The sequence below is a fragment of the Salmonella sp. A29-2 genome, from assembly GCF_020150755.1.
GTDB lineage: Bacteria > Pseudomonadota > Gammaproteobacteria > Enterobacterales > Enterobacteriaceae > Salmonella > Salmonella enterica.
In genome coordinates, this window is record NZ_CP083731.1 from 1,857,855 (window position 1) to 1,876,492 (window position 18,638).

An 18,638-nucleotide genomic window follows, 5' to 3' on the forward strand; every position below is an offset into this window, starting at 1 on the left:
TTAACCTCTTACAACCGTGATGGCCTGTTCGCTGATGGCCGAAACAATGCCGTCGATGCTGGCGTGAATCGGCGCGCCTAATGCACCTGCCGGGACATCGGCAACGCATTGCCCGCGCGTCACGCGCTCGCCGACGGCAACAGTCGGTACTGCGCTGGCACCAATATGCTGGCGCAGCTGTAAAGTGACTTTTTCTACTGACGGCTCTTCTTCAACCAGCGGCGCTTCCTGGTACCAGGGGCTTAGTCCCAGTTTGGCGATCAGCCGCTTCACCGGCACCAGGCGATATTTCGCCATTTCGTCGGCCGGGTTCAGTGGCCCTTCGTAGCGCTGGTTTTGCGCCCGTAGCTCGCGTTTTAACATGCGGTTGATGCGCATCGGCGAGATCCCCACCGGGCAGGCCACGCTTTCGCAAACGTTGCATTCCGAACAGGTAAGGGCGCTCAGCAGCAACTGCGGCGTGGCAGCCTGGTGAAAGTTCACTGCCCGCACCAGCAGGTGCGGAGAGAGTTCGTGGCCGATCAGATGCCGTGGGCAGAGATCGGTACACAGTCGGCACTGTTCGCAGACGGTGCGCGCGACGGAAAGCACCGTGCGCTCGTCCTGCATTCTCCGCTGGATAAGCAGATGGCTTTTGGGGAGCACCAGCAGGCCGCCGGTAGTTTTCGTCACCGGGTTATCAAGAGAGGTAATCAGGCCACCCATCATCGGGCCGCCGTTAATAAAACCAGGGTCGTCGACCGTTGCGCCGCCCGCCAGCGCCAGCACTTCATGCAGTGACATGCCGATAGGAACGGTAACGGTCAACGGTCTGGCGACCGCGCCGTTCACGGTCAACGTGCGACGAGTGACCGGAAACTGCTGCTCGACCGCCCGGGCAATATTCAGCACCGTTTGCACGTTATTGACGACCACGCCGACGCTGGCCGGTAGCGCAGCCGGGGCGACCCGGCGGCCGGTTGCCATCCAGATAGTCAGCACCTCATCGCCCGCGGGATATACATCCGGCAGGATATGCAGGCGGATACCGGCTGGCAGCTGCGGGGTGAGGGCGTCGATGGCCCGGCGGTATTTTTCTTTCAGGGCTATCACCCCTTCGCGCGCGCCGGTTGCCGTCATCGCGTACTGCACGCCGCGAACAAGACGCGCGGCCTGCTGCCACATCAGTTGCTGGTCAACTTTGAGCATCGGTTCACACTCGGCGGCGTTCACCAGAAAAATCTCTACCTGCGCCTGTAGTTTGACGTGAGCGGGAAAACCTGCGCCGCCCGCACCCACAACGCCCGCTGCGCGAACGCGCTCGCGAATTTCATCGGCGCTATGGGACATTTCAACGACGTTGACGGCGGTACTCATAGCAGTTCCTCCAGCAGTTCCCGAATGGCTTCGGCATTGGCCGGGCGCGGGTTAGTGCGCAGCGTAACGTCAGCCAGCGCGGCCTGCACCATCGCCGGAATGCGTGCGGAAAAGTCGGATCTTCCTTCTTTAAGCGCAACGGCCAGTGAGGGAAGGGCGCAGTGTTGCTTAAGCAGTTCGATTTGCTGAATCAGCGCATTGATTGCCGCAACGTTATTGGCTTCTACCGGGCAAAAACCGCAAGCTTTGGCCATCCGCGCGTAGCGTTTGGCGGCGCGCGGGTCACCCGCGTTAAAGCGGATCACCGTCGTGAGCAGCAGCGCATTGGCCAGCCCGTGCGGCAGATGAAACTGTCCGCCAAGCTGGTGGGCTATCGCGTGGTTAAGCCCCAGCCCCGCCTGGCTGAAGGCCATCCCGGCGAGCGTTGAAGCGTTGTGCATTTTCCCGCGCGTCGCCACGCAGTCGCCTTTTTCCACCGCCGTGGGCAGATACTGGAACACCAGTTTGGCGGCCTTTTCCGCCAGCGCGTCGGTAAAGTCGCTGGCGTGCGGTGAAACCCACGCTTCCAGGGCGTGGGTCAGAACGTCCATGCCGGTGTTGGCGGTAATCTGCGGCGGTACGCTGACCACCAGCTCCGGGTCGAGGATCGCCATATCCGGATACAGCGCATTGTTGAACAGCGGATACTTGATGCCTTTATCCGGGTCGCTAATTACGCAGGCGCTGGTGACTTCCGAACCGGTGCCGCTGGTGGTCGGGATCGCTACGCAGGTTTCGATATTGATGCCGCTCTGCTGGCTAAACCAGACAATCGCTTTTGCCGCGTCCATTGCCGAGCCGCCGCCAAAACCAATTACCACCTGCGGCTGCAGGGCCTGCATTTGCGCAATGCCCTGCACCACGGTATGGATGGTGGGGTCCGGCGTTATCTCGCTAAAGACGCTGATGCGGTTATCTGCGGGCAGCGCGTTACGCAGGGTATCCAGCAGCGGAGAGCGCGCCAGAAAACCATCGCAGATTATCCAGATGTGCTTATTGGTAAAGCGCTTGAGCACCGCCAGGCTGCCCTGACCGCTGTACAACCGCGTTTGTAGTGAGAAGGTATTCATCGCGACCTCGGTTAGCGAATAGAAAAGCCGTTGGTCAGTACGCAGCGCCGGGAGCGGGCAAAAGTACGCGCTGACGTGGTCCCTTCACCGGTTGGTGTGGCAATAGTAAAGGTGGTAAAGCCTTCGCCGCCGACGCCGATCCCGGCATAAGAGGGGCCGTTTTTGACGAATATCGAGGTTTGCAGGGTGCGGGCCGCGAGGTTCAGGCGCGACACGTTCTGCGAGTGCATAATGGCGGTATGATGCAGCCCCTCTTCAACCTTCAGGGCCAGCGCCAGCGCGCTATCGAAATCGCTGACTTTTACCACCGGCAGCATCGGCATCAGCTGTTCGCTGGTGACCCACGGATCGTCAGCGTTAACCAGCGCAATCAGCAGACGCGGTGCTTTTGCAGGGACAGCGATCCCGGCGGCTTCCAGCATGGCCGATGGGCTCTTGCCGACCAGTTTTTTATTCGCCTGGCCTTCTGGCAGGCAGGCGGCGCGGAGTTTGTCGGTATCGGCAGGGCTTAGCAACAGCGCGCCGAAGGTTTGCATTTGCTGCACCAGACGCTCGGCGACGCTCTCCACTACGATCAGGCTCTTCTCGGCAATGCAGGGCAGGTTATAATCGAATGACGCGCCGTTGATGATATCTTCTGCCGCTTTCACCAGGTCCGCTGTTTCATCGACGATGCAGGGCGGGTTGCCAGCGCCAGCGCCAATCACCTTCTTACCGCTCTTCATGCCCATTGCCACAATGCCGGGGCCGCCGGTAATAGCCAGTACCGCGATTCGCGGGTGGGCCATCATCTGCTGGGTCGCTTCGAAGGTGGGTTCAGCTACAGTCACCACCAGATTGCGGATGCCGCAGCAGCGGAAGGCAATCTCTTCAATCAGGCTAATCAGCTTCAGAGAGACCTTTTTCGCCCCCGGATGCGGGCTAAAGTAGATACTGTTGCCCGCCGCCAACATGCTGATGCTGTTATTGATGATGGTTTCCGTCGGGTTGGTGCTTGGGGCGACCGAACCGATAACGCCAAACGGTGAGTATTCAAACAGCACCATGCCGCCGTCGCCGGTCAGCGCGGTGGTGGTGAGATCTTCTACGCCCGGCGTGTTGTCCAGCGCAGCCTTGTTTTTGAGGAATTTATCTTCTTTGTTGCCCATCTCCGTTTCATTGGCGCTCTCTTCCGCCAGGGTCGCCAGCAGCGGCGTCAGCTCCTGACGCATCGCGCTGATAATGGCGCTGCGGGTTTTTAGCGGGCACTGCTGATAACGTAAGAACGCCTGGTGCGCGGCATCGATGGCCTCGCTCACGGACTGGAAAATCCCTTTGCCCTGAGGCTGAGCAGGCGTTTGCGCCGGCGTGGTTAATTGCTCGCTAAGAATGGTGCGAATCAGGGTTTCGAGTTCAGAAGTATTCATTGATGAGTTCCCACGTTAATAGCCGCGATGGCGGTCTGTGCTATGTCCATGTCCTGCTCAACGCTGCCGCCGCTGATGCCAAGACCCCCAATTAATATGCCGTCGCGCCACAGGGCGTAACCGCCGCCAAAGGTGACCACTTTTCCCTGTAAATGACTTTCCAGACCGTAAAGCGCGGCGCCCGGCTGAACGACATCGCTCAGCTCATGGGTCGCCGTTTTCATTGCCACTGCGGTCCATGCCTTTTTCGGCGCCAGTTCGCTGCTGACCAGCAGGGCGTCCGGCATCCGCCAGGTCACAGTTTCCGTGCCGTGCGTGTCAACGATGCTGACGACTACCGGAACCTGCAGTTGCTGCGCGCGTTCAACGGCGGCGCGGGTGAGCTGGTGCAGATCGTGGAATGAGAGGGCCACGGGCGTTGTCTCCTTGCTGCGGGTCGGCTGGCTGGCAGCCAGATAGCGCTTGCTAACTTCACGGATGATGTTGGCCTGGTGCGCATCGCTATCTTCCGCGCGGGCCAGGGCGTACAGGCAGTCCGATAAGCGGTTGATGTAGCGCATCAGCACCTGGCGTACGTTGACTTCAGTTGCCAGTTCAACCAGACGGCGTTCGGCGCGGCGCGCCAGCGTGCGGGCAAAATGTAAGCGGCTCGCGGCTTCGCAGCGTCCGGGTAAAATAAAGCTGTGCAGCGGTTCGACGCGGGCCATTGCCCGATCGATAGCGGCTTCCAGAGCCGAAATCTCTTCGCTGCTGATGTAGCGCTGTTTGGGCGACGGCTGCTCGCTGTCGCTGGCCAGCTCTGCGCTAAACCAAAAAAGTTGCTGCTGGATGGCCTCGAGTAAGGTGCGGTGATTTTCATCCGCAGCGGCGCAGGCGCACAGGCTCAGCGCGGCGTTCAGCTCATCCAGCGTGCCGTAGGCTTCAACCCGCGGGTGGGTTTTGCTCACCCGCTGGCCGGTAAACAGTGATGTGGTGCCAGCGTCACCTGTTCGGGTATAAATCGCCATAACCGCCCCTTAACGCGAAAGCGTATCTACAATGCCGACAACGGCGAGGTCGATGGCCTCATTTGGCCCGGAAAAAACGTGCCTGGCGCTGGAGCCGCCGCTGAGCAAAACCAGTTCGCCGACGCCCGCGCCGACGGAGTCCACGGCCACTTCATCGCCGGAGGTAGGCGAGGCGGGGAGTTCGCCATCGGCGCTGACCCGACGCACCAGCAGCAGCTTTTTCCCAATCAAAGAAGGTGATTTTTGCGTGGAGACAACCGCGCCCGTGACTCGTGCCAGATGCATGATTTACTCCTGCTTAATTAATTGAATATTCCGCGCATTGGCCGCGTCACGCGCCATGGCGGTCACGATGCATTTGCGGTGGACAACCACACGCCCCCGGCTTAGCAGCGCGACATCGCGATAGCTCAGCACCGAACCCGCATGCAGAACCAGCGGCAGTCCGTGCTCGTCGGTGAATACCAGCGGCAGACGAGCCAGTTTTTTTACCGGGATAACCGGCAGCAACTGGCTGTGCAGGCTGAGCTGTACGCGGATGCCAAACGCCAGCGCGTCGTGAATTTTCCGGGCGGCGGCATCGTCGGTTTCTGCATCCGCAAGCTGACCCAGCAGCGGCAGGTCGACGAGCAGGATGCGCAGCGACGCGTGCTGACAGAACAGTGCTGGACAGTCGGCATCACGAAGTTGCGTAACGCTCAGCGTCGCCGTGCTCTGGGCACGGCGCTGCAGCCGGGAGACAATCTCCTCGACAATGCGCTGCAGAGTTTCGCCGTTCATCGCGGGCCTACCAGCCGGGCAAAGGCCTGCGGGTTATCGGCACCAGCGGCGTTGGCTTCATCGGTATCAATGTGCATTTCGAGGCGCATGTCCGGTGAAACGCGAATCGCCACGTTGTTGAAAATCAGCCCGCGATCGTCGCCTTCAATCGCCACGGAGACCATATCGCCGTGGGAAACCCGCAGGATCAGCGCATCAAGCGGCGACATATGGATATGCCGCTGCGCGACGATAACCCCGGAAGGCAGCTCCAGTTCGGCAAAGGGGCTGACCAGGCGGATGCCCGGCGTCCCCTTCAGGTTGCCGGACATTCTCAGCGGCGCGGCAATCCCCAGCGTTCTCGCATCGGTACGCGAAATTTCCACCTGGCTTACCGAGCGCAGCGGGCCGAGCAGGCGCACATTTTTGAGCTGCCCTTTCGGTCCCACCAGAGTGACGGTTTGCTCCGCGGCGTATTGTCCCGGCTGCAGCAGCGCTTTTTTCTCGCTGATGGGATGGCCGGGAAACAGCCGCTCATAATCCTGTGCGGACAGGTGGATATGACGGTTTGAGACGCCCAGCGGAATAGGCCGCTGGCGCATCTCGTCGAGAACTTTACTGACCGTTGATTGCAGAAGCTCTTTATCCATTACGCTTCACCTCGCTTGCCGGAATGGATGCAAAGCGTACGAGGTTCGCCCTTCTGGCGCGGACATTTTGGATCCAGACACAGGTTGCAGCTGACCAGTTCTGATTCCTGCGGGGCCTCTTCGGCTGGCGCTTCAGAAACGACATCGGCCATCTCTGACGCTTCAGGCTCAGGTTCTATGACGGAGGGGGGAGGCGTCTCTGCGAGCAGGATCCCTTCTCCGGGCCTGGCGATAACCTTGTGGGCCACCAGGCCATTCCGCTGTTCGGCGAAATGCGCACCGGTGGTGATAGCCGCCTGAACGGAGGCCACATCACCGGTAATTTTAATCACCATCCAGCCTGAACCATTGGTCTTTTCGAGGGCGAGCAGCGTGATAGAAGCGGATTTCGCCATGATATCGGCGCAGCTGATAGCCAGTGCCAGACCACAAACTTCAAGTAATCCCAGTGATTGCTTCACGCGGTGCTCCTTATTCGCCATCGATTAGGCTGATTTCGGTAAAATGGCCTCAACATCGCTGTGCGGACGCGGGATAACGTGGCAGGATTTCACTTCACCCACGACGCTTGCCGCTGCGCTGCCGGCATCTACGGCTGCTTTAACCGCGCCGACGTCGCCGCGAACCATGACGGTAACCAGGCCAGAACCAATTTTTTCGTAGCCCACCAGCTGTACGTTGGCGGATTTAACCATTGCATCGGCGGCTTCAATGGCGCCGACCAGACCTTTTGTTTCAACCAGCCCCAGTGCGTTATTCATACTGCCGTTCTCCTGTGATTAAGCATGGAGATCCCGAAAAGGGATCCCTTTGACCAGCCGTGCCGCGTTATTACCGGTATTGCGATGGGCCAGACTGTCCTGATGATGCATCAGCGTAAAAAGCGGCGCCGATGCGGGTAAATTCTTGTAATGCACGACCAGCGAGTGTCGATCGCAGGCAATGCCAACCAGCAGCGGCGAGCTGCGCGCCGCCTGCCAGGCGCTGTCAACGACATCTCCAGCTGGGTGATGCTGAAGCAGGAAAGGGATGCCTTCCTCTTCAATGCCCAGCAGCACTTCGTGCCAGAGGCTGGCGCAGTCGTTGATAACGGTAATGACGATAGCCGGGGCGCTGTGATTACTGTCCATGCGCAAACTCCTTGTGCCAGGAGAGAATCAGGCCGGTGGCCACCGCGTTTCTTGGGCCTTCGCTGCCGCGAATATTTCCTCGCCCGGCGACCAGGCGGTAGTGCGCCAGCGCATCGGTGACCAGCTGCGGAACTTCGAAATCCAGCGACGAGCCGCCGACCAGCACCACGAACGGAATATCGCGAATGTTGCCGGTTGGACTGACCTGGCGCAGCGCGCGCAGGGCGTTGGTGACAAAGACGCGCTCTTTGGCGCTGCGGCGAATGGCGCGCACTTTTTCCAGCGCTAAGTCGCCGGGAAGCGGTACCAGTTCGTCCGGTTTCACCACGCAGACGCGGGCGAACACGGCGGGAGGCAGCGGCGTCGGGAAGAACTGGACGCTGCCGTCCTCGTGGCGTAAGTGGAACAGGCTTTCGACCTTAGCCAGCGGGTATTTTTTGATCTCTTCCGCCAGATAGCGGTCTTCCAGCCCCAGTTCGCGGGCAATAATCATCGTGACCATGTCGCCTGCCCCGGCGAGATGGGTGGCGATGATTTCACCTTTAGGGTTGATGATGGAGGCATCGGTGGAGCCCGCGCCGAGGTCGAGGATCGCCAGCGGTCGGGTGGTACCCGGCGTGGTCAGCGCGCCCAGAATGGCGGCTTCAGCCTCAGCGCCGCCGATCTGCACGTCGATATTAAGCTTCTGCTCAATTTCACGGGCAATCATCGCCATCTGCAGACGGTCTGATTTCACCATCGAGGCGATGCCGACGGCCTGCTCCAGCGAGAACTCCCCGGCCAGACCGCCGGTGACGCTCACCGGAACCGAGGTGTCAACGGCCAGAAGATCCTGAATGAAAATCTCGCTGCTGGGCTTATTGGTTAGCTCGGCCATGGTCTGGCGTACGTGCTCCAGCATGCCGCCGATATTGGTCCCGGCCTCGCCGGTGACGTTGTCGAGCTTGCCGCAGCCGTCCACCGCTTTCATGATAGCTTCGGCACCGGCGGCAACATCCACGCGCACGGTACGACCCTGAGCCTGCAGCTCCAGGTTACCGGCGGGTATTGCGCGCGCTTTGACGTCGCCGGATGGCGTTTTAACCACCACGGCGGAACGGTTGCCAATCAGCGCGCGCGCCATCGGGACGATGTTTTTCGTCTCATCGGCGTTGAGATTAAATACGGTGGCGATGCCGTAAGGGTTGGAGAGGGTTTCGATAACCTTTCCCGGCACGGCGACTTCAATCGCCGCCAGCATCCCCAGCGGAATGCGGTCGATGTACAGCACTTCATCGACAATCGGTAGCGATTTTTCCAGCCGGTTGCTGACCAGTACGCCATCGTCGCGCTGCAAAATGACGCCGGTAATCTGGTATCCGGCGCGCATTGAGGCGTTGATAACATTGGCGATATCAGCAAAATCAAAGGCTGACGATACCACCAGAATATAGGACGAGTCCGCCGGGCGGGTTAACAGCTCCTCCGGCGTAATCGTGATACCCACACCAAGGCCTGCTCCGCCCGGCGTTTTTGGGTTATGGCCGATCATTGTCGATTCGGTGATGATGGTTTCGGTAATGGTTTCCATCGCCACATCGCCAATCACCGGCGTGGCTTCGTTAATGCGGATGAGCGAAATATCGCTGACATTGATCCCCGCGCGCTTTGCGACGAGGGCGAGCGCTTCCTGAATGCCGAACACGTTACGCAACGTGCCTTTGATCCCGGTGGTTTCCGCCAGCGCGCTGTGGGTGATTGTCAGCGCGCCAGCCTCATTCAGAGTCGCCAGGGCGACTTCCGTCGATGAGTTGCCGATATCAATGCCAGCTATATATCGCATCACATACCCCTGTAATTAATCGTCGCCTTTGAGTTTTTTACGCTCAACGTACAGCCCTGCCGCTTCACGAACGAAAGCTGCGCAAATCTTTGCCTGATAACGGTTTTCGAGATCGTCGGCAATAGCGAGCAGCTCTTCTTTCGTTGAACGATACGGACGAAGGGCGTTGTAGATTTCAAGAATGCGATCGTCCGGTACCGCGGTCAGTTCGGCGGCGCGTTCGAAGTTCATCGCCAGCCGGTCGCGGCCCGCATCTTTGGCGATAGACGCCTGTAAGCGCAGGGTTTCCGGGGTAATACGCATATCCTGAGCGGTGACTTTATTGCTCAGCACGTTTTCCAGCGTAAAGTCGTCCAGCGTTTTATTGGTGGCGGTTTTCACCCATTCCGGGTGTTTGTTCGCCAGCGGGTAGTCGCTGACCTTTGCGCTGCGGGACGTGCCGCCTGCCGCAGGAGCCGCTGCTGGCGCATCGCCCTGCAGGCTGTTCATGCGGCTCAATACGTCCCGAACCATCGATTCAATTGCGTCGGTATTCATGGAGTTATCCTTTATCAAAGTGCCACGCGCAGTTCCTGCGGGTTTTTGCCCGTCACGACGTACTTGGTCTCTTTAATGTGCAAAATGGCCGACTTTGCCTGGTACTTCGGGCGTGCCATCTGGTCATTCAGCGTAGGGACCGGCTGTGGTGATTCGCGTTTCGCATAGCGGGCGGCGTTTTTACCAATCTGACGGTAAGTTTCCAGCGTCAGCAGCGGCGCCTGTGGGAACAGCTCCAGGTTGGAGAGCGGCGGTAGCCCCTGCTGGTGGATAACCGTAGTACCTTTCGACTGGATGCCGATGGAGATGCCGGAGCCGCTCAGGCGGTTACCTTCCACGGCGACGAACGCCACGTCGGAAGATTTAAAGCAGCGAATCACGCGCGCCCTGATACCTTCTTCTTCAATACCGGCAATGACTTCGCGCAGAATGCTCTTATGTGGTAAGCCGACGATATTAACAGTCTGTGCCAGGCCAAATGCCGGGCCGACGGCGATAATGACTTCGTCCTGCTGAGTGCCCTGGCGCGCTTCGCCCACCTCGGTCAGAAAGCCGTCGCCCGCAGGCGCAGCGGTCTGTGGTGCTGTGGATGCCGCAGGCGCATTAAACGAGACGGGTTTATCGCTGCCCTTCATATCGCGGAGCACGTCTTCAATTATCTGGCGCAGCAATTTTTCATTAATTTCCATTTCTCACCCCTTAATCAATCTCGTTGGGATCAAGAGCGCCAGGGATGTTTTTAATCTCTTCCCAGCGTTCTCCCTGCAGGCGATAACCTGTTGCCGGACCGGCATAGTCATTGACGTCATTAACCGCAGAGAGCACTTGTCCGTCGCCGACGATAATGGCGGAGGTGTGCAAATAGTCGCCGGTTAGCTTGGCTTTCTGGATGTTGAGCATGTCCTGGGCCACGTCGGTAAACCCGCCCTGCGCCAGCGCTTTAACGACTTCCAGACCGTTGCGGTTTTTATTGATGATTTCCTGGGCGAACTTGATGTCTTCGACGATGTTACGCTCCGGCATATCTTTCGAACCGTGGGCATAGGTCGCGGCTTCAACTTCTTCATCGGTAATCGGCGGTAGTCCCATTCCGGCAAACACGGCCTGCAGCGCGCGGGCGGCTTTGTTACGGATGGCAATAACGTCCTCTTCGCGAACCGGGCGCAGACCGCCGTCCACTTTCAGGTCACGCTGGATAACGTTGTAGTCGTCAAAGTCTTCCGCATCTTCGTTGGAACCGGCGAACATGTTGTCGTAGTTCGGTACCGCGGAATAACCAGAGGAGATAAAGTCGGTACCCGGCAGGAACTGCATCAGCAGGCGCGCGGTACGACGCATATCGGAGTGGGTGAAGGTCTGGTCGTTACTGGAGGCGCATTCCAGATCCAGCGAAGAGCAGATCAGGTTTTCCGCCAGCACGGCACGAATGCCTGACGGCACGGCAGACGGTACGCCGATGCAGCTTACGGAGCCGTTTTGCAGCCCCTGAACGCCAGCCGCTTTGGTGATATAGATGCAGCGCGCTTCCAGATACAGCATGGATTTGCCTTCGGCGTAGCCCATCTGCACTTCGGAGCCGGAGCCGGAGGTGAAGCGCATTTTCAGGCCGCGAGAGGCGTAGGAAGAGGCTAAGAAGCCTTTCGACCATGGCGTATCGTCACCGTCGGTGAAGACCGGCTCGGTGCCGTAAACGGAAATGGTTTCGGCGTAGCAGGTGTGGCCCAGCATGCCGAGCTTCAGCTCGGTGGCTTCTTCCAGGGAGCACTGCGTCAGTACGCCCGGACGACCAACCTGAGAGCCGACCAACAGCGCGATGGCGTTGAACGGCGCGTAGCGTGCTACCGCAACCGTGGTTTCTTGTTCGTCAAACCCGCGCCATGCGCCTTCGGCGGCATCGGCGGCAATTTGCACCGGGTTATCCTTGACGTTGGTGACGTGCGCCTGCTGAGACGGCGTGCGGCGTGCGCGCATTTTCTGCATCGCCATCATCATCTCAACCACGTTCATATGCGAAACCACTTCAACAATTTTCGCCGGGGTCATGGCGGTGGTCAGCGGAACGATTTCGCTGCGCTTGACGTTAGGATCGCACAGCATATTGGCAAGCTTGACCGAGTCCATCGCCATCACTTCTTCGGCGCGGTTCAGGTTGATGCCGTAGCGAGCAATAAAGTGGTCGATCAGGTCGAATTCGCTAACCGGTTTTCCGTCCAACTCGGTCACCGCGCCGTTAACGATTTTAATCGACGGTTTTGGATCGTTCGGGCTTTCCATCGCGATAAAGCCTTCTTCGATCCACTCCTTAACGAAGCCGTCCTGATTCACAGGGCGTTTCGCCAGTGCTTCAAATCTTTTCGATCTCATGAATCAGCCTCGTGGGTATCAGATGTAGGACGGGCGATCGTTTTTCGGTTCAGAACCGAGGGTCGCAAGGACGGTTTTGCCGATTTCGCGGGCGGAGGTCACCGCCTGACGGACCGCGCCGGAGTCGCCGGAAATCACCAGAATGGCTTCGTTACTAAAGCTGGTGCCGTGCGCCGGAGAGCTGTACGCCACGACTTCAACGTTGGCTGACTTCAGGGCGGTATCAGCCATCAGTACGCCGACGGAAGCCGGAGCGCCGACGATGACGCCGCAGGCACGGCCAATCGGCGCGCCGAACGCTTTTTCCAGCGCGTAGCTGGCGCGAGCGGTGTACTGCAGCTCGATATGTCCGGCTTCGTTGCCGTAAACATCACCGAAGGTGCGGTCCAGCTCTTTCAGCGCGACTTCGATACCGCGCTTGACGTCGGATACATCGTTACCGCCTAAAATAATCAGCGAACCGTGGCCCGCTCCGCCTTTGGTATCGCGCGGCAGCTCAATGCTGACCACTTCGGTGTTGGTGGCTTTCACCGCTTCGTCCGCCGCCATAATGTGCGGGCCTGCGCCGGTGCGGGCGCCGAGAATGCCGATGGAACGATAGCGCTTCTCAAGCTTCATCGCGTCCAGCAGGGCGGTATCGACGTTGGCGATAACCAGGCCCAGGGTATCGCCAATGGCGGTCCCGACAAATTCCGTTAAACTGCAGCTTTTTTCTGCCATAGCCGTCTCTCGTATAGGTTGGGGTTGACCAGGGATGGCCTGTTGTTCCGGCGTTGCCACACGGGCAATCACCTGCGCCATGATCTGTTCCACCAGCTCATTGCTGCTCATTGGCTAATTCCCTTCGGTAATATTTTTTCTACATCGGTGTGAGGGCGTGGGATGACGTGTACGGCTTTCACTTCACCCACGTTGCGTGCGGCTGCGGCACCTGCATCGGTGGCCGCTTTGACCGCGCCAACATCGCCGCGCACGATGACGGTTACCAGCCCGGAGCCAATCTTTTCATAGCCCACTAACATCACATTGGCTGACTTAACCATTGCATCAGCGGCCTCTATGGCTGCGGTTAAGCCTTTGGTTTCTACCATTCCTAGTGCTTCTTGTTGCATAAAGACCTCGCATGGAGTGTTCCGATAGTTGGGACTATAAGAAGATGCGAGGAAAAAGAATGGCTGACTTGCTATTGAGCATCAGAAAATAATGGGAAAGCAATATGACTAAATTGTCTTTTGCTTTTGTAACTTATTGATAAATTACATTTAATTTATTATTGTCTATATGATTATTTTGTTTTTATTATTTCATTTTTACATTTTTGTTAGTGACGAGAGTATTTTTATTTGATATGGCGAAAGACGCAAAATGTGATGCTTATTCGAAATTGATAAGTTGGCTTGTGCAATATTTTATTATTTCCACAGGCGTATTTTATAGCTCAAATTTCCCGTGTGATGGGCTGATAAAAATATCGGAAAAGCAAAATTTTGCTATCGCAACACGATTTTTCCGGAAGGCAGGCCCGCAGGTTGCCAACAATTTACAGGCGGCACTTTTTATAGTGAGGTTAGCTGTACACTACCGCCAGCCGAAACTTGCGCTGGCCAGGACACGAACTTTGCTCAGAAGGTGTCACATGAATGATTCTCTAAAGGCGCAATGTGGTGCGGAATTTTTAGGCACCGGACTCTTTTTGTTTTTTGGTATCGGTTGTTTGAGCGCGCTCAAAGTCGCAGGCGCCAGCCTCGGATTATGGGAGATTTGCATTATTTGGGGGCTTGGAATTTCACTGGCCGTTTACCTTACTGCCGGAATCTCCGGCGGACATCTTAACCCTGCGGTGACGATTGCGCTGTGGCTGTTTGCTTGCTTCCCCAAACAGAAAGTATTGCCTTATATTATTGCCCAGTTTGCCGGCGCTTTTGGCGGCGCTCTGCTGGCGTATGTGCTTTATAGTAGCCTTTTTACTGAATTTGAGACTGCGCATCATATGGTGCGCGGTAGCGTCGAAAGTTTGCAATTAGCCAGCATTTTCAGTACCTATCCGGCCGCAGCGCTAAATGTATGGCAGGCTGCGTTGGTGGAAGTGGTCATTACGTCGATTCTGATGGGCATGATCATGGCATTGACGGATGATGGCAATGGCATTCCTAAAGGGCCGCTTGCGCCTTTGCTTATTGGGATACTGGTTGCCGTTATCGGCGCGTCTACTGGACCCCTTACCGGTTTTGCAATGAACCCGGCGCGTGATTTCGGTCCCAAACTGTTCACATGGTTAGCGGGGTGGGGGAACATGGCGATGAGCGGTGGGCGAGAGATCCCTTATTTTATCGTGCCGATTGTCGCGCCTGTTATCGGCGCCTGTGCCGGAGCAGCCATATATCGCTATTTTATTGGTAAGAATTTACCTTGTAACCGCTGTGAACTGTAAGAAAATGCGAACCAGATTCATAGCAATGATGTATCGTAAAAACAGGTGAGATAATTTCGTGATCTGCTTTCACGAACTGATCAAAACGTCTCCCAGCAATGGGAGACTTTTGATATTGTCATTGTACTTTTTATCAGGGCCAGGATAATGCTAATAAAAAGTGAATGTAAATAATGTGTTTTGTTTATAACAATAAATTAACTGAGGGGTTTTATCATGATTTCTGCGAGCGCTCTGAACTCAGAACTCATTAATAAAATCGCACAGGATTTTGCACAAGCCACCGGTCTGGCGGTTGTGGTTGTCAATATTCATGGTGATGAAATATCTGAGCTATTCAATTTCACGCCGTTTTGTCAGTTGATGCGGCAGCATCCCCAGCATAGTACACGTTGTCGTATGAGCGATCGCTGCGGGGGACTGGAGGCATCGAAGTCCGATCAACCCTGTATTTATCGTTGTCATGCCGGTCTAACGGATTTTTCTATTCCGCTGGTAATCGCAGGGCATTTAGTTGGCTTTGTTTTATGCGGGCAGGTTCGTTTAAGTAATGACGTGGAGCTGGTAAACATTCTTAATGTTGACGATCGCTGGCAGGCTGACCCTGAGCTCTTGAATGAATTTCGGAATGTGCCAGAGATGGACTATTCACGCGTTATCGCTTCCGCCGATCTTCTTAAACTGATTGTTGAGAATTGCCTGAAAAAACAGCTCAATTTCGTGGTTATCAAAGACAATCCGCAGCAATCGGAGGCAAATAAAACCGCTCGTAGTCCCACTCCGCATGACAGTAAAATGAAAAAAGCGCTTCGCTATATTGATGCGCATTTGTCCGACGATCTTCGTCTTGAGGATGTCGCCTCACATGTCTATCTCAGCCCCTATTACTTCAGTAAACTATTCAAGAAATATCAGGGAATCGGATTTAATGCGTGGGTAAACCGCCAGAGAATGGTTAGCGCCAGAGAATTGCTTTGCCATAGTGACTGGAGTATTGCCAGTATTGCGCGTAATTTAGGCTTTTCGCAAACCAGCTATTTTTGCAAAGTCTTCCGCCAGACCTATCAGGTTACGCCGCAGGCTTATCGCCAGCAGATAAATGAGAATTCTCATCCTCCATCGTTATGAATAGCAATATTTTGCTATTGCCGATTTTTGATAGTCTTTTGTATCTTAATCATTTCAGAAAGAAAATTTATCTGGTGTAACAATAAATTGTCATAGCGCAACAAAATAATAAAATTTAGGGCATAAACTGCACCAGTTTTTATTTTTGTGATGAAGTACAGTGTCAGGAAAGATAAGTTTTATTACGCTTTGTCGATACGTTTTATCGTCAATATACCGATAAGGATGAGTAGATTAACGTCAGATGAGCAACCGCTCAGGCTATTGCTCACAGAAATGTAAAACGTAGCACATTATTAATTGCCGTTATGGGTGTGCCGTACAGCCATAACGTAAACCAACAGGTTTGCCACATTTGTGGTAGGGAAGGGGGTGAAAATCCCCCGCAGCCCCCGCTGCTGTGATGCTGACGACCCCGTAAAGACCACTGATCGCAAGATTGGGAAGGACGGGCGAGGAGGACGCTAAGCCAGAAGACCTGCCTGTCGGTGATAACCAACAACTTCGGTGGGAAGTGGGTTGCGAAGACGCGTACAGTCGAAAGACTGAACATGCGCGTACCTGTATACCCCTACCACCCTGAACAGGATCAGGGTAATGGCGGCAAGGCATCACGCATTTATTCTTGCAGGCACAGGAAGCGGTTGCGGCAAAACCACGGTGACGCTTGGTTTGTTGAGGCTGCTGCAAAAACGCGCGCTGCGCGTACAGCCGTTTAAAGTTGGGCCAGATTACCTTGATACCGGCTGGCATACCGCTATCTGTGGCGTGGCGTCCCGTAATCTTGACAGTTTCATTCTTCCTCCTCCTGTTCTCAACGCCTTATTTTGCGAACAAATGCGGCAGGCGGATATCGCTGTCATTGAAGGCGTCATGGGGCTGTATGACGGCTATGGCGTCGACCCCAATTACTGCAGCACAGCCGCGATGGCCAAACAGCTTGGTTGCCCGGTCATCCTACTGGTGGACGGCAAGGCTGTTTCAACGTCGCTTGCGGCTACCGTTATGGGATTTCAGCACTTCGACCCGACCCTCAACCTCGCGGGCGTGATTGTGAATCGCGTCACTAGCGACGCCCACTATCAGCTCCTCAAAAATGCCATTGAACATTATTGCTCACTGCCGGTACTGGGGTATGTCCCTCCTTGCGACGGCGTCGCATTACCTGAACGCCACCTGGGGTTGATTACCGCCAGAGAATCCCTCGTCAATCAGCAATCATGGCATGATTTTGCCGCCTCGCTGGAACAAACAGTGGATGTGGATGCGCTACTCTCGCTGAGCGTGTTATCAGCGCTTCCGACGGGAATGTGGCCTGAGCGCCCCGATAACACAGCGGGGGCAGGGCTGACGCTTGCTCTGGCGGATGATGAGGCCTTTAACTTTTATTATCCCGATAACATCGATTTGCTGGGGCGTGCCGGCGTTAACATTGTGCGTTTTAGCCCACTGCATGACCGCGCATTGCCTGATTGTCAGATGATCTGGCTGGGCGGTGGATATCCTGAATTATACGCCGCGGATCTGGCGGCAAATACGGCGATGTTAAAACATTTGCGGGCGGCGCATCAGCGCGGCGTGGCGATTTACGCGGAGTGTGGTGGTCTGATGTATCTGGGGAGCACTCTGGAGGATAGCGGCGGGGAAATTCATCAGATGGCGAATATTATCCCCGGTCACAGCAAAATGGGTAAGCGACTTACCCGCTTTGGTTACTGTGAGGCGCAGGCTATGCAGCCAACGCTATTGGCGGCGCCTGGCGAGATAGTGCGCGGCCATGAATTTCACTACTCAGATTTTATCCCCGAAACACCCGCCGTTATGGCCTGTCGTAAGGTTCGCGATGGCCGCGTGTTACAGGAATGGACTGGCGGCTGGCAGACAGGCAACACGTTTGCCAGCTATCTGCACGTCCATTTCGCCCAGCGTCTGGAAATGTTGCAGCACTGGCTGGCGGCGGCGAGGCGCGTATTATGACGATTCTTGCCTGGTGTATCGCCTGGGTGCTGGATTTTATCATCGGCGACCCTCAACACTGGCCCCATCCGGTACGCTGGATAGGTCGTTTAATCACGTTTGTGCAGCGTATTGTGCGTCGCTATTGTCCCGGCGATAAAGCGCTGCGGATTGGCGGCGGCGTAATGTGGGTTGTGGTTGTCGGGGCGACCTGGGGCGTGGCATGGGGCGTACTGGCGCTGGCGCAGCGGATTCACCCCTGGTTTGGCTGGAGCGTCGAAGTCTGGATGATCTTTACCACGCTGGCCGGACGCTCTCTGGCCCACGCCGCGCAGGAGGTTGAACGACCGTTACGGAAGAACGACCTTGCGGAAAGCCGAATAAAACTCTCCTGGATCGTCGGGCGCGATACGTCGCAACTTCAGCCAGCGCAGATCAATCGCGCCGTGGTGGAAACGGTTGCAGAAAACACCGTTGACGGCATTATCGCGCCGCTCTTTTTCCTCTTTCTCGGTGGCGCGCCGCTGGCGATGGCCTACAAAGCCGTCAATACCCTGGATTCAATGGTGGGCTACAAACATGAAAAATACCGGGCGATTGGTATGGTCAGCGCCCGTATGGACGACGTAGCGAACTATCTTCCTGCCCGACTGAGCTGGCTGTTGCTGGGCATTGCGGCAGGACTGTGTCGCCTGAGTGGTTGGCGGGCGCTGCGTATTGGCTGGCGTGACCGTTATAACCACAGTAGCCCAAATTGCGCCTGGTCGGAAGCGTGTGTGGCCGGCGCCTTAGGAATCCAGCTCGGTGGCCCAAATAACTACTTTGGCGAGCGTGTGGACAAGCCCTGGATAGGCGACGCGCAGCGCGATATTTCCGTGGACGATATTTCCCGAACGATTCGATTGATGTGGGTCGCTTCAACCCTGGCGCTGGCGCTGTTTATTGCGGCGCGGTGCGGGTTATCTGGCGTGGCCTGAGGACGA

Annotated in this window: 20 protein-coding genes and 1 riboswitch; of the genes, 4 read left to right on the top strand and 16 right to left on the bottom strand. The window is 56.4% G+C overall.

What is annotated here, in order from left to right; translation table 11 throughout:
* Genes pduS through pduA form a run of 16 tightly spaced genes read right to left on the bottom strand, consistent with a single transcriptional unit; the run spans position 1 to position 13,252 of the window.
* On the bottom strand, positions 1-1,356 hold the full coding sequence (pduS, locus tag K8W53_RS08910; RefSeq protein WP_052939418.1) for a cobalamin reductase PduS: 1,356 nt from the start codon (positions 1,354-1,356) through the stop codon (positions 1-3).
* Positions 1,353-2,465 (bottom strand): 1-propanol dehydrogenase PduQ, encoded by a 1,113-nt coding sequence (gene pduQ, locus K8W53_RS08915; protein ID WP_052939417.1) that lies wholly within the window; start codon positions 2,463-2,465, stop codon positions 1,353-1,355. The genes pduS and pduQ overlap by 4 nt, the downstream gene beginning before the upstream one ends.
* Before the next feature lie 11 nt (positions 2,466-2,476).
* Positions 2,477-3,871, bottom strand: a complete 1,395-nt coding sequence (gene pduP / locus K8W53_RS08920) for a CoA-acylating propionaldehyde dehydrogenase PduP (protein WP_023224247.1) — start codon at positions 3,869-3,871, stop codon at positions 2,477-2,479.
* The gene (pduO, locus tag K8W53_RS08925) at positions 3,868-4,878 is read right to left on the bottom strand and encodes a two-domain cob(I)yrinic acid a,c-diamide adenosyltransferase PduO (protein ID WP_052939416.1); all 1,011 of its coding nucleotides are present in this window, start codon (positions 4,876-4,878) and stop codon (positions 3,868-3,870) included. The genes pduP and pduO overlap by 4 nt, the downstream gene beginning before the upstream one ends.
* A 9-nt stretch (positions 4,879-4,887) precedes the next feature.
* The gene (gene pduN, locus K8W53_RS08930; RefSeq protein WP_000549825.1) at positions 4,888-5,163 is read right to left on the bottom strand and encodes a propanediol utilization microcompartment protein PduN; all 276 of its coding nucleotides are present in this window, start codon (positions 5,161-5,163) and stop codon (positions 4,888-4,890) included.
* Between the two features lie 3 nt (positions 5,164-5,166).
* Positions 5,167-5,658 carry a propanediol utilization microcompartment protein PduM gene (gene pduM, locus K8W53_RS08935; RefSeq protein ID WP_001012966.1) on the bottom strand — a complete coding sequence of 164 codons (492 nt, stop codon included), beginning with the start codon at positions 5,656-5,658 and terminating at the stop codon, positions 5,167-5,169.
* A complete protein-coding gene (locus K8W53_RS08940) occupies positions 5,655-6,287 on the bottom strand; it encodes a phosphate propanoyltransferase (RefSeq protein WP_000356733.1) in 633 nt (210 codons plus the stop codon). The genes pduM and K8W53_RS08940 overlap by 4 nt, the downstream gene beginning before the upstream one ends.
* The gene (gene pduK, locus K8W53_RS08945) at positions 6,287-6,769 is read right to left on the bottom strand and encodes a propanediol utilization microcompartment protein PduK (RefSeq protein ID WP_001284384.1); all 483 of its coding nucleotides are present in this window, start codon (positions 6,767-6,769) and stop codon (positions 6,287-6,289) included. The genes K8W53_RS08940 and pduK overlap by 1 nt, the downstream gene beginning before the upstream one ends.
* A 3-nt stretch (positions 6,770-6,772) precedes the next feature.
* A complete protein-coding gene (pduJ, locus tag K8W53_RS08950; RefSeq protein WP_001057755.1) occupies positions 6,773-7,048 on the bottom strand; it encodes a propanediol utilization microcompartment protein PduJ in 276 nt (91 codons plus the stop codon).
* 18 nt (positions 7,049-7,066) lie between these two features.
* Positions 7,067-7,417: a propanediol dehydratase reactivase beta subunit PduH gene (gene pduH / locus K8W53_RS08955; protein WP_000377964.1), complete on the bottom strand. Its 351-nt coding sequence runs from the start codon at positions 7,415-7,417 to the stop codon at positions 7,067-7,069.
* Positions 7,407-9,239: a propanediol dehydratase reactivase alpha subunit PduG gene (pduG, locus tag K8W53_RS08960; RefSeq protein ID WP_023195868.1), complete on the bottom strand. Its 1,833-nt coding sequence runs from the start codon at positions 9,237-9,239 to the stop codon at positions 7,407-7,409. The genes pduH and pduG overlap by 11 nt, the downstream gene beginning before the upstream one ends.
* Positions 9,240-9,254: 15 nt before the next feature.
* Complete coding sequence (gene pduE, locus K8W53_RS08965; protein WP_001090597.1) at positions 9,255-9,776, bottom strand: propanediol dehydratase small subunit PduE; 522 nt, start codon at positions 9,774-9,776, stop codon at positions 9,255-9,257.
* Between the two features lie 14 nt (positions 9,777-9,790).
* A complete protein-coding gene (gene pduD / locus K8W53_RS08970; RefSeq protein WP_000405049.1) occupies positions 9,791-10,465 on the bottom strand; it encodes a propanediol dehydratase medium subunit PduD in 675 nt (224 codons plus the stop codon).
* Between the two features lie 10 nt (positions 10,466-10,475).
* Positions 10,476-12,140 (bottom strand): propanediol dehydratase large subunit PduC, encoded by a 1,665-nt coding sequence (gene pduC / locus K8W53_RS08975; protein WP_001256896.1) that lies wholly within the window; start codon positions 12,138-12,140, stop codon positions 10,476-10,478.
* Between the two features lie 18 nt (positions 12,141-12,158).
* Positions 12,159-12,971 (bottom strand): propanediol utilization microcompartment protein PduB, encoded by an 813-nt coding sequence (pduB, locus tag K8W53_RS08980; RefSeq protein WP_000097500.1) that lies wholly within the window; start codon positions 12,969-12,971, stop codon positions 12,159-12,161.
* The gene (pduA, locus tag K8W53_RS08985) at positions 12,968-13,252 is read right to left on the bottom strand and encodes a propanediol utilization microcompartment protein PduA (RefSeq protein ID WP_001183618.1); all 285 of its coding nucleotides are present in this window, start codon (positions 13,250-13,252) and stop codon (positions 12,968-12,970) included. The genes pduB and pduA overlap by 4 nt, the downstream gene beginning before the upstream one ends.
* A 524-nt stretch (positions 13,253-13,776) precedes the next feature.
* Between pduA and pduF the strand changes: the two genes are divergently transcribed.
* From pduF to cbiB, 4 genes are all read left to right on the top strand, one after another.
* A complete protein-coding gene (gene pduF, locus K8W53_RS08990; RefSeq protein WP_001000023.1) occupies positions 13,777-14,571 on the top strand; it encodes a propanediol diffusion facilitator PduF in 795 nt (264 codons plus the stop codon).
* A gap of 216 nt (positions 14,572-14,787) precedes the next feature.
* Positions 14,788-15,699 carry a transcriptional regulator PocR gene (gene pocR, locus K8W53_RS08995; RefSeq protein ID WP_023205654.1) on the top strand — a complete coding sequence of 304 codons (912 nt, stop codon included), beginning with the start codon at positions 14,788-14,790 and terminating at the stop codon, positions 15,697-15,699.
* A gap of 325 nt (positions 15,700-16,024) precedes the next feature.
* Positions 16,025-16,200, top strand: a riboswitch (cobalamin riboswitch).
* Positions 16,201-16,296: 96 nt separating this feature from the next.
* Positions 16,297-17,676, top strand: coding sequence for a cobyrinate a,c-diamide synthase (locus K8W53_RS09000; RefSeq protein ID WP_023224778.1), 1,380 nt, complete (start codon positions 16,297-16,299; stop codon positions 17,674-17,676).
* Complete coding sequence (gene cbiB / locus K8W53_RS09005; RefSeq protein WP_000153647.1) at positions 17,673-18,632, top strand: adenosylcobinamide-phosphate synthase CbiB; 960 nt, start codon at positions 17,673-17,675, stop codon at positions 18,630-18,632. Before K8W53_RS09000 ends, cbiB begins: the two co-directional genes overlap by 4 nt.
* The last annotated feature ends 6 nt before the right edge of the window (positions 18,633-18,638 follow it).

Coding starts and splice junctions, on each gene's coding strand:
- pduH (WP_000377964.1), bottom strand. CDS start 7,417: ATGGACAGTAATCACAGCGCCCCGGCTATCGTCATTACCGTTATCAAC.
- pduA (WP_001183618.1), bottom strand. CDS start 13,252: ATGCAACAAGAAGCACTAGGAATGGTAGAAACCAAAGGCTTAACCGCA.
- pduM (WP_001012966.1), bottom strand. CDS start 5,658: ATGAACGGCGAAACTCTGCAGCGCATTGTCGAGGAGATTGTCTCCCGG.
- pduB (WP_000097500.1), bottom strand. CDS start 12,971: ATGAGCAGCAATGAGCTGGTGGAACAGATCATGGCGCAGGTGATTGCC.
- K8W53_RS08940 (WP_000356733.1), bottom strand. CDS start 6,287: ATGGATAAAGAGCTTCTGCAATCAACGGTCAGTAAAGTTCTCGACGAG.
- pduO (WP_052939416.1), bottom strand. CDS start 4,878: ATGGCGATTTATACCCGAACAGGTGACGCTGGCACCACATCACTGTTT.
- pduP (WP_023224247.1), bottom strand. CDS start 3,871: ATGAATACTTCTGAACTCGAAACCCTGATTCGCACCATTCTTAGCGAG.
- pduF (WP_001000023.1), top strand. CDS start 13,777: ATGAATGATTCTCTAAAGGCGCAATGTGGTGCGGAATTTTTAGGCACC.
- pduK (WP_001284384.1), bottom strand. CDS start 6,769: ATGGCGAATAAGGAGCACCGCGTGAAGCAATCACTGGGATTACTTGAA.
- pduC (WP_001256896.1), bottom strand. CDS start 12,140: ATGAGATCGAAAAGATTTGAAGCACTGGCGAAACGCCCTGTGAATCAG.
- pduN (WP_000549825.1), bottom strand. CDS start 5,163: ATGCATCTGGCACGAGTCACGGGCGCGGTTGTCTCCACGCAAAAATCA.
- pduE (WP_001090597.1), bottom strand. CDS start 9,776: ATGAATACCGACGCAATTGAATCGATGGTTCGGGACGTATTGAGCCGC.
- pocR (WP_023205654.1), top strand. CDS start 14,788: ATGATTTCTGCGAGCGCTCTGAACTCAGAACTCATTAATAAAATCGCA.
- pduJ (WP_001057755.1), bottom strand. CDS start 7,048: ATGAATAACGCACTGGGGCTGGTTGAAACAAAAGGTCTGGTCGGCGCC.
- pduD (WP_000405049.1), bottom strand. CDS start 10,465: ATGGAAATTAATGAAAAATTGCTGCGCCAGATAATTGAAGACGTGCTC.
- cbiB (WP_000153647.1), top strand. CDS start 17,673: ATGACGATTCTTGCCTGGTGTATCGCCTGGGTGCTGGATTTTATCATC.
- pduG (WP_023195868.1), bottom strand. CDS start 9,239: ATGCGATATATAGCTGGCATTGATATCGGCAACTCATCGACGGAAGTC.
- K8W53_RS09000 (WP_023224778.1), top strand. CDS start 16,297: ATGGCGGCAAGGCATCACGCATTTATTCTTGCAGGCACAGGAAGCGGT.
- pduS (WP_052939418.1), bottom strand. CDS start 1,356: ATGAGTACCGCCGTCAACGTCGTTGAAATGTCCCATAGCGCCGATGAA.
- pduQ (WP_052939417.1), bottom strand. CDS start 2,465: ATGAATACCTTCTCACTACAAACGCGGTTGTACAGCGGTCAGGGCAGC.